We start from the raw sequence: 13,855 nt of genomic DNA, 5'->3' as shown, positions 1-13,855 counted from the left end.
CGGGTGTGCATTGGACTCTAACCAACTAGTCAGTGCGCCCTGCCGGGCGCACCCAGAAGAGCGCCGCGGCGGGCACGCCGTCGCGCGCCGGCAGCTATATGCATACCCTTCAGGCAATGGCACCGGGCGAGGGATTCGGAGTCGTTTGCACCGCCTGCAACGACGGGGTTGGCTCGGTTTATGAGGTCGCGGTGACTCAGCCCAATTTCCAGGTCGCCGAGGACAGCATCTTCGGTGTCTGTTCCACCAACTGCGCCATCGGCGGCCTGTCGGGCGGCGGCGGTTCCGAAACCAACACCACTGCATTCCAGGCGGCCAACTCAGTGGACAAGTGGGGCGTTGTCTGCTGGCTCACCAACACTGCCGGCGTCCTCAACCCGCAAATCGAGTTCCATTACGTCAGCGGCACTGATCCAGCCAACTCCCTGAAACAATACGCGGATTGTGTGAAGTTCACCCTGATCTCGGCATCCACAAACCCGGCGCCGGTGCGGATCACCGATTTCCGTGGCACCTCGTTAACCTATACCGGCGGCGTGGGAGCGCGGTTTGTCTTGCGCCAGTCCACCAGCCTCAGCGACGCACCGGGTAGCTGGCCGCGCGTCGCAACCAACTTTGTCACTCCCGGCACGTTCGACCCGCTCCCGGTCGCAAACACGCCCGCCCCCTGCTTCTACTGCATCCAGAGCGAATAGCCCGGGATCGGAACGCCGCACTGGAGGTGCAAATCACCTGTCGGTGCACTCGGTTGTGTCGAAATAGACCTTCTTTGACTGGCCCTCGGCCGTGGCAAATTCAACCACGTCATACTTCCTGCTGGCCGTATTCAGCGCCGTTTGGCTCGCCTCGCGGTATCCCGGATAGTTCCTCGTCAGCCACAGCATCTCTGCCAGGGTGCCCGCCTCTCGGCAGTCCATATCGCTGATGACGACCGCCTGCTCGCGCGACGACCCGTCGCCTCCTGAATACGCAATAGGACGCGGGGTAGTTTGGGGCGTTTGACAACCGACCGCCAGCAGTGCGAAGAAGACTATTACTATCAGTTTCATATTTACTTCCGCGCTCGTATTTGTGAGAAATGCATAACCTATGCCACCTGCCTTCAGGTGCAGAATTGCGAGTATTCCGGCCTGTTTCCCCCTCCAATAAGGCAAAGTCACGTGATAATGCCCCGCCTGAACAAGACGGCTGTTCCACCCCAGCCAGGTCAAATCCGGGCAGCCGCCCCGGTGTGACAACGCTGTGACACCCGTTATACCCCGGTGTGGTTCCCATGGGGACCGACCCCCATGGGAACCACACCGTAGTCCCGCCGCATTGGCACCGTCTCATAGCCGTAATTGGCTTGGGCGCGGGGGACGGGCGGAGCCAATGGGGGTGGGGCGGCAGTCCGTGGGTGTGGCCGGTTATACCCGGCTGGCGGCGAGTGTCCTCAGCCCACCAGCCAGGCGAGACAATTCCAGCCGAACCTGGTCAGGTTGGATTCCGCGCTATGGGCCGGCGGATTGAACGCCGATCACCCGCTCGTCGTTGGCGGCAATCACCTTCTGCCCAGGGCGCACGATTAGGAAGTCCGCTTCCGGCCACTCTCCCTCCAGCAGCTTATGGAACAAGCCCAAATCGCCCTGGATTTCCTCGTAATCCCAGCCGCGCTCCCGGCAGATCTCCTGCACCTGCTCGCACAGCCTGAGGTGCTTGACGAAGTCGAAGTCAATCAGGATCCCGTGCGAATAGGATTCCGTCCACCGGTTCATCTCCTCCATGAGGTAACTGGCCTGGTCCTCGCCATATTTCTTCACCCACTCTTCGTAGGCCGCCTTGATGCCGGTGTTGGCGCCGGCCGGCAGGGATGCGCCGCCCCAGATCGGCCCTTGCTGCCCGCGGCGCCTGGCGCACTCGAGCCAGCCGGAGGTGTAATAATAGGTGCCAGGCTTCGAATCAAAGCACTCCCGGTAGCGCTCCTTCGATCCGAGGAAGAAGGTGATGCAGTCATGCGCGCGAGGAATCACCAGCGGGGTATGCGCCGTGGTCAGCCCCGTGAGGATGTTGCTGCATAGCCCGTAGCCGAGCAGGATGGCGTCGTATCGGCCGGCAGGAGCTGCGTCTATTCGCTTCTGAATCTCCGTCCGCCCGGTGCCGGGTATGTCGTGGTAGCCTTGCGTCAGGAAATCGAAGTCAATGAGGTTCTTCGACCGCGCCGCGGCGTGGCACAGTTCGCGGAAGGCGATTTCGCAGGCAATGACTTTGTAGAACATAAGAGCAGCAACCGTTTGGGCAGGGCCCGCAGTCACCTGCGAGCCGCGGCGCGCCTCGGAGTGCGCGCTACCGCAAGCACCGCAGCGAACACCGCAAGCGTCATTTTCATACCTAACCATATATCAAGCACGGACCGGCCGCTCAAACCAATTTGCCGGCAGGAACGGCGCCTCCGTGCAAGCCCTCCGTCCTGCTGGGTGGGGCCGCCTCGCCGAAGCGGCCAAACGGTGGCGCTTTCGGCGAAAGCGCCCTGCCAGACTCAGGGATTACGCCCCCGTCAATTTTGCCCTTCCCACTACTTTGCCTCTCTGCCAATCTCCGTGAGCAGCAAGCGTAGTTCGTCGCCAAATGACCCGCGAGTATAGCCTTTAGACTCCAGTTCTCATGCAAACCAACTCCTCCACCCGACGCCAATTCCTCAAGCAAACCACCACCCTCGCCTTCTCCGCCGCCGCCCTCCCCGTGCTCGCGCCCGCTTCTGCCCTCGGCCGGGCCGGCAAAGTTGCGCCTGGCGGTCGCATAACCGTCGGCTGCATCGGGGTCGGACCGCAAGGCCAAGGGGACATGACCAACTTCCTGAACCAGAAAGACGCCCAGGTCGTCGCGGTCTGTGATGTCTTCCAAACCCACCTCAACCAGGCCCGCGACCGGGTAAACCAGCACTACCAGAATAATAACTGCGCCACCTACGGTGACTTCCGCGAGCTGCTCGCCCGCAAAGACGTTGACGCCGTCCTCATTGCCACGCCCGACCACTGGCATGTGCTCAACGCGCTCGCAGCCGTGCGCGCTGGAAAGGACGTCTATCTCGAAAAGCCCCTGGGCCTCAACCTCACCGAAGACTGGGCCCTGCGCAAAGCCGTCCACCGGACCAGGCGCGTCTTTCAATTCGGCACCCAGCAACGCTCCTCTCGCATCTTCCGCCTCGCCTGCGCGCTGGTCCGCAACGGCCGCATCGGCCGGCTCCGCCACATCAACGCCTGGGGGCCCGCGAGCGCCTCGGGCGGCTCAACCAAAGTCGTCCCGGTTCTGCCCGGGCTCGACTACGAATTCTGGCTCGGCCCGGCGCCATCTCGCCCGCACACGGAGAATCTCGTTGCCGGCCCGGGCGCGAAGAAGACCTGGTGGCATGTTCGTGACTTTGCCGTCGGATTTATCGCCGGGTGGGGCATTCATCCGATGGACATCGCCGCCTGGGGCGGCGGCGGGTTGCTCCACGGACCGATCGAGGTGGAGGGGCGCGGCACCTTCCGCGCGGAAGGCATCTGCGACACCGCCACCGCCTGGAACGTGAACATGAAATTCGGCAGCGGCGTAACTTTGCGCTTCGAGGGCTCGCCCCATCATCCTAATCCAGAGGCGCCGGCATGCGACATCTGGGAGCACGAGCAGGAGTGGAAGCAGCGCTACCGCCGCATCACCGATCACGGCACCGCCTTCGAGGGCACCGACGGCTGGGTCCACGTTGACCGTGCCGGCATCAATCTCCAACCCGAGAACCTCATTGACGAAAATGAAGACGCCTTCCAGGTCCAACTCGCCCGCAGCCCCGACCACGTCCGCAACTTCCTGGATTGCATCAAGAGCCGCGCCCAAACTGTTTGCCCGATAGACGAGGCAGTTCAATCCGACACGCTCTGCCACCTCAGCGAGATCGCCCTGCACTTCAACCGCAAGCTCGTTTGGGACCCGATGAAAGAGCGCTTTCCCTGCGACGAGGAGGCCAACTTTCGTCTCCTCGGCCGCGAGATGCGCGAGCCGTGGGCGATGTAGCAGCCGCGTTGGCGGGCTTGCACCGCACAATTGCGCGCAGGCACGCAGACAGGCATCCCGTTCAGCATCGATCGCTTCCGCCGGATGCCTTGGGGCCGGCACCGCACAACCGCCGGAGGATCGGGACGGTTGTGGCCAGCAGCACCCCGGCGCAGATCAGATAGGGCAGCGGAGGCGAATACGCCAGCAGCGCCGTCGCGAACACAGGCCCAAATATGCGCGCCAGGCTGCCTGCGGCCTGGGCCACGCCTATGGTCGCGCCCTGCTCGTGATCGGGTGTGAGGTTCGAGAGCAGGCCGAACAACGGCGGGCGTGTGAGACTTGTGCCAACCGACAGCAAACCAAGCACCAGCAGGAGCCACACCCAGGGCAAGCCGTCCTTCTGGATGAGCACCTGCCAGGTCAGTTGTGAGCCACCCCCGAGAAACGGAATCAACATGAAGCTGCCCGCGGTCAGCACCAGGCTCAACGCAATGAGCCGGGGCTCGCCCATCTTCTCGACCAACCGCCCGATGACCCCGCCCTGCACCACCGCACCGATCAGCCCGCAATACACGAACAGGTAGGCGACCGTGCTGGCCGAAGTTGCATCGTTCTTGAAGTCCAGGTGGAAATTGGCGCCGACGAGCAAGGGGAGCGTGCTCTCAAAACAGCTGAAGCAGAAGGTCGCGAGAAAAAACACAACCACCAGCAACCCCACCTTCGGATGACGAAGCGTATGCGCCCACTGGTCAAGGTGTGGACGCACAGCCGCCTGCGCCGCACCGGGCCGATGGCTCTCCGCAAGAATGAAGAAGGCCAGCAGGAAGTTGACCGCGCACAGCGCCGCCGCCACCCAGCCAGGACCGGTGTCGCCCAGATGGCGCAGGCTCACTCCCCCGATAAAGGGTCCGAGGATGAATCCCAGCCCGAACGCCATGCCGATGAGGCCCATCTGCTTCGAGCGTTCCGCCGACGTCGTGATATCCGCGATATAAGCCTGCGCCACGGTGATGTTGCCGCCACAAACACCGGCAAGCATCCGCGACACCACCATCAGCCACAAGGCGGCGGTATGGTTCGCAAGGCCGGTGCTGCGCGCGAATAGCACGTAAGAGGCGGCCGCGCCCGCGGTGCTAATGAGCAGTATGGGCCGGCGGCCATGCCGGTCAGACAGTCTGCCCCAGATCGGCGAGAAGATGAACTGCATGATTGAAAACGAGGCGAAGATGACGCCGATCACGATCCCGCGAGCGCCTAGGTGCTCGCTGTAGGACGGGATTAGAGGCACGATGATCCCGAAGCCGATGAGGTCAATAAAGACCGTGAGAAAGATGACCAGTATAGATGGCTTCCTCACGTGGTTACGTCAAATAATCGCCGCGCGGCGTCCGGTGGAACCTCGAAAGACATGGCGAGAATCTAGGGGCAGATTCGCGCCAGTCAAGTGAGTCGGACACCGCGCTTCCCGGAGACCACAATCCCAAGTAAGGCACGGACAACAATTTGTCCCGGCCAAAAAGCAGGCGGCCCCTTCGACCTCTGACGATGGCGTAAAGGCGCCAACATCGGAAAGCGGCATAATCAGATTGACCCAGCCTCTGCCAACATCTGTCCAGAATTGAGGCAACGCAGCGGAATCCAAGCCGGCCTAACTCTGGCAAAGGCGGCTTTATGGCAAAACCGCGAGATTGGCCCATAACCTGCATGGTTTGCTAATGAAATTGCACGCCGTCCACGCCGGTTGCAGAAAGGGCGGGGCGGATGAGGCACTTGGGTGGAGAGGCTTGCTCGCGGTTTCGTTGATGCCCGATGCGAGAACCTTCGCCTTGAACACACTGATAGATGACCATGGCCCACGCCAAACAGAATCAAGTAAAGGACACCCGCAGACGGATACTGCTGGTAGATGATCACGCGGTAGTCCGCTACGGCATCGCCCAGCTCGTGAACCAGCAGAGCGACCTGGTAGTTTGCGGGGAAGAGGAAGACGCTGCCAATGCGCTCAGCGCCATCGGAAAGCTCAAACCGGACCTCGTCATCGCCGATATCTCCCTCAAGGAAAGCAGCGGGCTGGAGTTAATGCGCAACATCAAGGCTCAGCACGCCGGATTGCCGGTGCTGGTAGTGAGCGCGCATGATGAGTCCATATACGCGGAAATCGCGTTTCGCGCGGGGGCGCTCGGGTACCTGATGAAGGGGGATGCGCTGGACCGGGTGGTTACAGCCATCCGCCGGGTGCTAAGTGGGAACATCTACGTGAGCGACACGCTTGCCGCCAAGATGCTGCAGCAGCAGGTCCGAGGGCCAAGAAACATCCAACAGTCCCCCGTTGAGGGCCTCAGCGATCGGGAGTTGGAAGTCTTTCAACTCATCGGACAATGGAAGAAGACGAAGGAAATCGCACACGTGCTGAAATTGAGCGTCAAGACCATCGAGTATTACCGCGAGCAGATTAAACAAAAGCTCAACCTGGCCAGCGCGGCAGAACTCACCCATTGCGCCACGACGTGGGTGAAGCAGGAAAACCCCACATAGATCGGTAAGAAACCTGATCTTCTTCTTGGCCGGGCTTTGGCCCAGCCTTAGCCTTGGGCCACGGCATCGATGAGCATGTTCGCGCCCTTGAACACTACGACTGCATCGCCGGGACGATTGCGCCAATCGAGACGCGCTTAAGGGAACAGATGCAAGAAGTGCTGGGCGCCGAATGGTGCGATCGCTGGCCGGAAGGTTTGCCACCATACGTGGATGTGCCCGGCCAGGTGAATGTGCTGGAAATCCTGCGCCTGTGGACTTTCGCCAAGTCGCTCGACCTGGTCGCATGGGGCAAGATGCGCTACAATCGGCTCGGTCAGGCGGACCATTGGTTTCCCGGCGAGAACGCGGCCAAGGTGGCGGATCTGAAGCTGGACCAATGCGTGGTGCGCAGCCCTTTCGCCGGGCGGGCTCAGCCAAAGCTGAGCTGTTGGAAAAGCAGCGCCGTTACTTCTTATCCTTCTTCTTGTCGTCCTTCAAGTTCAGGCCGCTTGCCTTTTCATCCGACTTCGGCGCTTCAGCGGCCGGCGCTCCAATATTGATCTGGGCAAGGACAGCATCGGTAATGTCGTTCTCGTTGTTCGTATAGAGCACAATCGGGGTGCCATTGGCGCCCTCCGACGCGGTGTCGAGCACCAGCGCATAACCGGCGTCTGTCGCCTTGCCCTTGATCGCGGTGCGGATTTCCTCGACCAGGCTGCCGCGCATGCGCTTGGTTTGTTCGTCCAGCGTGGTGCGTGCCCGGCGGTCATACTGCGTAATGGCATCCTCCTCCTCTTTGATTCGCTTAAGCTTGTCCTCGGCTGTCTTCTTCCGCCTCTCGCGTTCATCGAGGGAGTAAGTCTGGTTGTTCGCCTCTGCCAACAGCGTTTGATAGTCCTCTTTGGACTTCTTCAAATCGTCGAGCATGGTCTTGAACTCCTTCTCGACGTCAGCAGCCTGGTTCTTCAGCACCGCGTCCGCCTGCTTGGTCTTCCAGTAGTTGTCGAAGAGCTTGCGCAGATCAACTGTGGCAATGCGGCCCTGGGCATAAGCGGGGGCGCTCAACAACGAAACCAAGAACAAGCCCGCCACCAATTTGCAAATGAGACTCTTCATAACAATGCCAAAAAATCAGAATTCACTGGCGTGGCCAACTCAAAACTGCACCTGCATAAGTCGCACACGCCCCCTCGTTCGCCGGCCTGCCGTGGCACCAGCACTCCCGGACACAAATGGCGACCCTAACGGGACTCGAACCCGTGCCGCCGCCGTGAAAGGGCGGTGTCCTAACCGCTAGACGATAGGGTCGTCCAAGGGATTCGAAATATAGCTGAGCCAGCTCCCTTGTCACGCAAATAGCACAGAAAAGTGAAGCTTCTCACTCTCTTCTGAAAAGTGCCAACCGTGGTATTCGCCCGCACAACCCGGATGGCCGAGGCACAGGGAATGCAAGGTCATCATTGCTCCCCAGCCGGCACCTGACAGACCCCACCAAGCTCAAACCTGCGCACTGTCCATATTTTGGACAGTAGTGCTGACTGCCTCCTTTCTCTACTCCCCACTCATTTCGGCACCTTTGGCTTGGCTTTACGGTGACGGCACGGTGCTGCTACGGTGTGTATCCCATGGGGATCGCTCCCCATGGGATACACACCGTAGCCTGACCGCACTAACAAGCCATCACCCAGCTATCCTCAAAGCCAACAACGGCGTCTTTGCTCATCGGCGAGGAGGTTTGGGAGAGGGGAGAAGTCTTGCTTTGGCGGCGTGGTTTGCGTAGTGTGCTTCTGATACGAGTCATGAAAATCTACATTGACGGAAAATACCTCCACGAGCGAGACGCCAAGATCTCGGTTTTCGATCATGGCCTGCTCTACGGGGATGGCATTTTCGAGGGCATCCGTGCATACAACGGCCGGGTGTTCAGGCTGAAGGAGCACATTGACCGGCTCTTCTGTTCGGCAAAGGCCATTCTGCTGAAGGTTCCGATGAACCGCGCCGAGATGATGAAGGCAATCGTCGAGACCGTCCGCCGCAACCGGCTTCGTGACGCATATATCCGCCTGGTCGTAACCCGAGGCGTCGGAACATTGGGGCTGAATCCGAATAAGTGCAAGCGCCCTTCCGTTATCATTATTGCCGGGAAGATAACGCTCTATCCGCCGGAGTTGTACGAACGGGGCATGGAGATTATTACTGTGCCTACGACGCGAAACCTGCACAGCGCGCTCAACCCGGCCATTAAGTCCCTAAACTACCTGAACAACATCCTGGCCAAGATCGAGGCGCACAACGGGGGCGCCGAGGAGGCAATCATGCTGAATTCCGAGGGGTTCGTAGCGGAATGCACCGGGGACAATGTGTTCATCGTGAAGGACAGAGAATTGCTCACCCCGCCGCTATCGGCCGGCGCGTTGCATGGCATTACCCGACAGGTGGTGATGGAACTGGCGGCAGAAGCGGGTCTGAAGGTGAGTGAACCCAACCTGACCCGCTACAGCATGTTCAACGCAGACGAGTGTTTCTTGACCGGGACAGCCGCCGAAGTGGTGCCAGTGGTCAAGCTTGACGGACGGGTCATTGGAACCGGCAAGCCCGGGCGCATCACAAAGGATCTGGTAACGCGATACCATGCCTTGACGAAAGCGTCCGGCGAGCCGATATACGGTTAGGCCATTTATGTTGTGCAACATCTGCAAGGAACGAGAAGCCACCGTCCACTATACGAACATCTCGGGGGACAAGAAGCACAACGTGGACCTGTGCGAAGAATGTGCCAAGGGCACGGGAATGAACGACCCTACGGCGTTCAGTTTCGTGGACGAGCTGTTTGGATTGGGCGCCACGCAGGAGATTGAGCAAGCCGGTGGCGAGACCGGGCTGAAATGCCCCGTGTGTGGTTTTACCCAGGCAGATTTCAAGAAGGCGGGCCGGTTGGGCTGCGCGGAATGTTACGTGGCCTTTGCGGAGCCACTGGAAGGCTTGCTGAAGACAATGCACAAAGGCACAAGGCACGTGGGAAAGGTGCCTGAATCGTTGCGCAAGACCCGCGACCTGTCCGACCGCGTAAACAGCCTCCAAAAGAAGCTCGCCAAAGCCATCGAAGCGGAGGATTTCGAGCAGGCGGCCATCCTGCGGGACGAGATTAAGCAAATCACGGCCCGGGCCGCTGAGAAGACCGCTAGTTGACGCACATGGACCTCCACGCCTTCCTTATCCCGCCGGCCGAAAGCGCTCGTCGCAAAGGCCCCCATGACCGGATTGTGATGTCCAGCCGCGTCCGCCTGGCCCGCAACCTCAAGAATGCCGCTTTCCCGGGCTGGGCGAAGAAGCCGGAACGAATGCGCGTGCTGGATCTCATTCAGCCCACGATTGAGGCTCTCCCGGAAATGAAAGGCGCTTTCTCCGGGACCATGGACCGGCTATCCGTCCTGGACAAGCAGATCCTCGTGGAACGCCATCTCATCAGCCGCGAACATGCGGCCAAGAGCGCCGGCAGCGGGTTGGTGCTTAACCGGGACGAAACGCTTTGTTTCATGATCAACGAGGAAGACCACCTGCGCATGCAGGCCCTGTGCCTCGGCCTCCAACTGCGCCGCGCGTGGGCCACTATTGATGCGGCGGATTCCGCATTGGAGAAGAAGCTCTCCTTTGCGTTCGATCCCAACCTCGGCTACTTGACCGCCTGCCCGACGAACCTCGGCACCGGCATCCGGGTCAGCGCCATGCTTCACTTGCCCGGGCTTGTGCTGGCCGAACAAATCAACCCGATTATCCAGTCGGTGAACAAGCTTGGCTTGGCCGTTCGCGGCCTCTACGGCGAAGGCACTGAGGCGCTGGGCAATGTCTTTCAGGTGTCCAACCAGATGACTTTGGGCGAGCCCGAAAGCGCCATCGTCGAGCGCCTCGAAAAAGTCCTCAGCCAGATCATCGAGCACGAGGAAAACGCCCGCGCCAACCTATTGGAGAAGAAACCCAAAATGGTATTCAACCACATCGGGCGCGCGTACGGAATTCTGGCAAACGCCCACAGCATCTCTTCCAAGGAAACCATGAACCTGCTGTCGCTGCTTCGCCTGGGCGTGGACGCGCAACAGTTCCCCGGTGTGGACCGGTCCCTGGTGGACGAATTGTTCATTTTGACCCAGCCAGCACACCTGCAGAAGCAGCATTCAGAGAAGCTCTCCGCCGAGGACCGTGACTTGCTGCGCGCTGATATGCTGCGCGACCGCCTGCGGCCAGTCAGCCGCCCCATCGCCCAGCCGCCCGCACCACCGGCAACGGGATTGGACAAACCGACAGAGTGACTGCATTTTGAGATGAGTAATATATGAGCGATCAGGAAGCCATGAACAACTTCACCCCGCGCGCACAACAGGTGCTCGCACTGGCCCGCAAGGAAGCCGACCGGTTCAACCACAACTTCGTTGGTACCGAACATCTTCTCCTCGGACTAATCAAGCTGAATCAGGGGGTGGCGGTCAACGTCCTCCAGAAACTCGGCCTGGATCTGGACACGGTCCGCCTGGAAGTCGAGAAGCAGGTTGGCACGGGACCCGACCAGAAGATGATGGGCAATATTCCCTACACTCCGCGGGTTAAGAAAGTGCTCGCGCTTGCGCAGAAGGAGGCCAAGGCCCTCAATCATACTTACGTTGGCACGGAGCACATTCTGCTTGGCCTGCTCCGCGAGGGCGACGGCGTCGCCGCCCGTGTCCTCAAGAACCTCGATGTTGATATCGAACAAACCCGGCAGGAGATCCTGAAGGAACTCGATCCCAACTTCGCAGCCCAGGATGAAGGAACGCCGAGCGAGGCTCCAGAGAAGCCAGCGCCTGAGAAGAAGGGCGAAATCAAAACCCCCGCTCTCAAGGCATTCGGCCGCGATTTGACAGAGATCGCGCGGAAAGGGGAAATGGACCCCGTCATCGGCCGCAAGAGCGAGATCGAGCGGGTCATTCAGATCCTGTGTCGGCGCACCAAGAACAACCCGGTGCTGCTCGGCGAGGCGGGTGTCGGCAAGACGGCCATTGTGGAGGGTTTGGCACAGGAAGTCGCCGCCGGCAACGTCCCGGAACTGCTTCGCGACCGGCGCGTCATTACACTCGACCTGGCCCTGATGGTCGCCGGCACCAAATACCGCGGCCAGTTCGAAGAGCGCATTAAGGCGGTCATGGACGAGATTCGGCGCTCCAAGAACATCATTCTGTTCATTGACGAACTGCACACCATCGTCGGCGCCGGCTCCGCTGAAGGCACAATGGACGCCTCGAATATAATCAAGCCAGCCCTTAGCCGGGGTGAACTCCAGTGCATTGGCGCCACCACGCTTAACGAGTACCGCAAGTACATCGAGAAGGACGCCGCGTTGGAGCGTCGCTTCCAGGCCGTCAAAGTCGAAGCACCCTCAATCGAAGAGGCAATCCTGATCCTTAAGGGCCTGCGCCCCAAGTACGAAGACCACCACAAGGCCGAGTTCACCGACAAGGCGATTGAAGCCTCGGTCAGACTCTCCGACCGATACATCACTGATCGCTACCTGCCCGACAAAGCCATAGATGTGATGGACGAGGCCGGCTCCCGGGCTCGCATCAGCACGATGACCCGCCCTCCGGAGGTTAAAGCGCTCGAGACCGAGATTGAGGAGATCAAGGCCAAAAAGGAACGGGCGATAAAAAACCAGGACTTCGAAGGTGCCGCGTCCATGCGTGACAACGAGAAGCAGGCAAAAGAGAAGCTTGAGGCTCTGCTGAAAGGGTGGCGCACAACGCGCGAAGAAAAACGCATCAAGGTGGACGAGGAAGACATCTTACACGTGGTTTCCAAATGGACTGGCATTCCACTCCAACGAATGGAGCAGGGCGAAATGCAACGGCTGCTGCAAGTCGAAAACGAAATGGGCAAAGTTGTTATCGGCCAGCGTGAGGCTGTTTCATCTTTATGCAAAGCCCTGCGCCGCTCCCGCGCCGACCTGAAGGATCCCCGCCGGCCCATCGGCACCTTCGCGTTGCTCGGCCCGACGGGCGTCGGCAAGACCCTGCTCGCCAAGACCCTCGCGGAGCAGCTATTTGGCGACTCCAAGGCCCTCGTCCAGCTCGACATGAGCGAATACATGGAGAAGTTCAACGTCTCCCGCTTGATTGGGTCTCCCCCCGGTTATGTTGGTTATGAAGAAGGGGGCCAGCTGACAGAACAGGTGCGCCGCAAGCCCTACTCGGTGGTGCTCTTCGATGAAATTGAGAAAGCACACCCTGACGTCTGGAACATGCTGTTGCAGATCCTCGAGGAAGGCAAGTTGACCGACAATGTGGGCCGCGTGGTCAACTTCCGGAATACGATTATCCTCATGACCTCAAACGTTGGCTCTGACACGATCCGAAAACAGTCCACGCTCGGCTTCTCGCCGATAACCGACGAGAACAGCTACGAGAAGATGCGTGAGAAGATCTTGGACGAGGCCAAGAAGACTTTCCGGCCGGAGTTCCTGAATCGGCTGGACGACATCATCGTCTTCCGGGCGCTCACCAAGCCGGATTTAATCCAAATCCTCGATTTGGAGATCACAAAAGTGATGCAGCGGCTCAAAGCCAAGAACATTGTGCTGCAACTGGATGACAAGGCGAAGGAGTTCCTGGTCACCAAAGGCTACGATCCGCTGTACGGCGCGCGCCCCATGCGCCGCGCAGTCGAACGCTCTCTCGAAGACCCGCTGGCCGAGGAGATCCTCCGAGGCATATTCCACGAGGGTGAACCAATCCTCGTGACCGTGGACAATGACCACCTGGTCTTCTCGCAGAACGCCGCCCCCGCAGGCGCGCTTTCAAGCTGAGTCATCGCAGGGAATTCGCAGAACAGATCGGCGTCTTGTTCAGGAGGAACACTGGGAAGCGCGATATCATCGTCCTCAAGATAGCCTTAGCAACACAGGGTAGCGTGCCTGCTCCGTATTGCGACAAGGCATCAACGAGAGGTGGAGACAGCCTCGCTCTGAGGCTTCTACTTGCACCGGATGCACTGAACCATTACCGTCTCCGGGCTTGCCGCAAGGCCGCAACTGCGTCGGCGCAGTGACGTTGACCAGACGAAGGATGAACTATGACTTATGAGGAATCGGCGATTGTGACCTTTCTCGCGGGGAGTGCCGACTGTTACGTGGCGCGTAGAGAGATTGCACGGAAGGCCCTTAAACGCAAGGTCTTCGAAGAGAATCCGCACTGGGTGGACGCGCCGTTGGCTTCACTGGTGGAACACGGGTTGGTTGAGCAGGACGACAGCGGACATTACAGGATCAAGAGGGACGAAGGTTAATCCGTTGTCCTCCTTCGGT

The 13,855-nt window shown here is 59.9% G+C and carries 12 protein-coding genes and 1 tRNA gene; 8 read left to right on the top strand and 5 right to left on the bottom strand.

The window, feature by feature from the left end; genetic code table 11:
- Positions 1 to 98: 98 nt before the first annotated feature.
- Positions 99 to 695, top strand: a complete 597-nt coding sequence (locus tag P5205_07555; protein ID HSA10213.1) for a hypothetical protein — start codon at positions 99 to 101, stop codon at positions 693 to 695.
- Between the two features lie 33 nt (positions 696 to 728).
- On the opposite strand, the gene P5205_07550 is transcribed toward P5205_07555, so the two are convergent.
- Entirely contained in the window at positions 729 to 1,049 is a 321-nt protein-coding gene (locus P5205_07550; GenBank protein ID HSA10212.1) for a hypothetical protein, read from the bottom strand.
- Between the two features lie 441 nt (positions 1,050 to 1,490).
- The gene (locus tag P5205_07545; GenBank protein ID HSA10211.1) at positions 1,491 to 2,255 is read right to left on the bottom strand and encodes a DUF1638 domain-containing protein; all 765 of its coding nucleotides are present in this window, start codon (positions 2,253 to 2,255) and stop codon (positions 1,491 to 1,493) included.
- Between the two features lie 385 nt (positions 2,256 to 2,640).
- Here P5205_07545 and P5205_07540 point away from each other — a divergent pair, with 385 nt between their 5' ends.
- Positions 2,641 to 4,029, top strand: coding sequence for a Gfo/Idh/MocA family oxidoreductase (locus tag P5205_07540; protein HSA10210.1), 1,389 nt, complete (start codon positions 2,641 to 2,643; stop codon positions 4,027 to 4,029).
- Positions 4,030 to 4,090: 61 nt separating this feature from the next.
- Here P5205_07540 and P5205_07535 read toward each other — a convergent pair whose 3' ends face one another.
- Entirely contained in the window at positions 4,091 to 5,368 is a 1,278-nt protein-coding gene (locus P5205_07535; GenBank protein HSA10209.1) for an MFS transporter, read from the bottom strand.
- Between the two features lie 491 nt (positions 5,369 to 5,859).
- On the opposite strand from P5205_07535, the gene P5205_07530 reads away from it, so the two are divergent.
- Entirely contained in the window at positions 5,860 to 6,546 is a 687-nt protein-coding gene (locus tag P5205_07530) for a response regulator transcription factor (protein HSA10208.1), read from the top strand.
- A 447-nt stretch (positions 6,547 to 6,993) separates the two neighbouring features.
- Here P5205_07530 and P5205_07525 read toward each other — a convergent pair whose 3' ends face one another.
- Together P5205_07525 and P5205_07520 are read right to left on the bottom strand one after the other, a co-directional pair.
- Positions 6,994 to 7,644, bottom strand: a complete 651-nt coding sequence (locus P5205_07525; GenBank protein HSA10207.1) for an OmpH family outer membrane protein — start codon at positions 7,642 to 7,644, stop codon at positions 6,994 to 6,996.
- A gap of 117 nt (positions 7,645 to 7,761) precedes the next feature.
- Positions 7,762 to 7,836 (bottom strand) — tRNA-Glu (locus P5205_07520).
- A 491-nt stretch (positions 7,837 to 8,327) separates the two neighbouring features.
- Between P5205_07520 and ilvE the strand changes: the two genes are divergently transcribed.
- The 5 genes from ilvE to P5205_07495 all read left to right on the top strand — a co-directional run bounded on the left by ilvE (position 8,328) and on the right by P5205_07495 (position 13,836).
- On the top strand, positions 8,328 to 9,200 hold the full coding sequence (gene ilvE, locus P5205_07515; GenBank protein HSA10206.1) for a branched-chain-amino-acid transaminase: 873 nt from the start codon (positions 8,328 to 8,330) through the stop codon (positions 9,198 to 9,200).
- A 7-nt stretch (positions 9,201 to 9,207) separates the two neighbouring features.
- On the top strand, positions 9,208 to 9,717 hold the full coding sequence (locus tag P5205_07510; protein HSA10205.1) for a UvrB/UvrC motif-containing protein: 510 nt from the start codon (positions 9,208 to 9,210) through the stop codon (positions 9,715 to 9,717).
- Between the two features lie 5 nt (positions 9,718 to 9,722).
- Positions 9,723 to 10,835, top strand: coding sequence for a protein arginine kinase (locus tag P5205_07505; GenBank protein HSA10204.1), 1,113 nt, complete (start codon positions 9,723 to 9,725; stop codon positions 10,833 to 10,835).
- A gap of 41 nt (positions 10,836 to 10,876) precedes the next feature.
- Positions 10,877 to 13,357: an ATP-dependent Clp protease ATP-binding subunit gene (locus P5205_07500; protein ID HSA10203.1), complete on the top strand. Its 2,481-nt coding sequence runs from the start codon at positions 10,877 to 10,879 to the stop codon at positions 13,355 to 13,357.
- A gap of 266 nt (positions 13,358 to 13,623) precedes the next feature.
- Complete coding sequence (locus tag P5205_07495) at positions 13,624 to 13,836, top strand: hypothetical protein (protein ID HSA10202.1); 213 nt, start codon at positions 13,624 to 13,626, stop codon at positions 13,834 to 13,836.
- Positions 13,837 to 13,855: the final 19 nt, after the last annotated feature.

The organism is Candidatus Paceibacterota bacterium, assembly GCA_035452965.1.
Classification (GTDB): Bacteria; Verrucomicrobiota; Verrucomicrobiia; order Limisphaerales; family UBA8199; genus UBA8199.
Note: the sequence above shows the minus strand (reverse complement) of the source record. Positions and strands in the feature narration are given on the sequence as shown.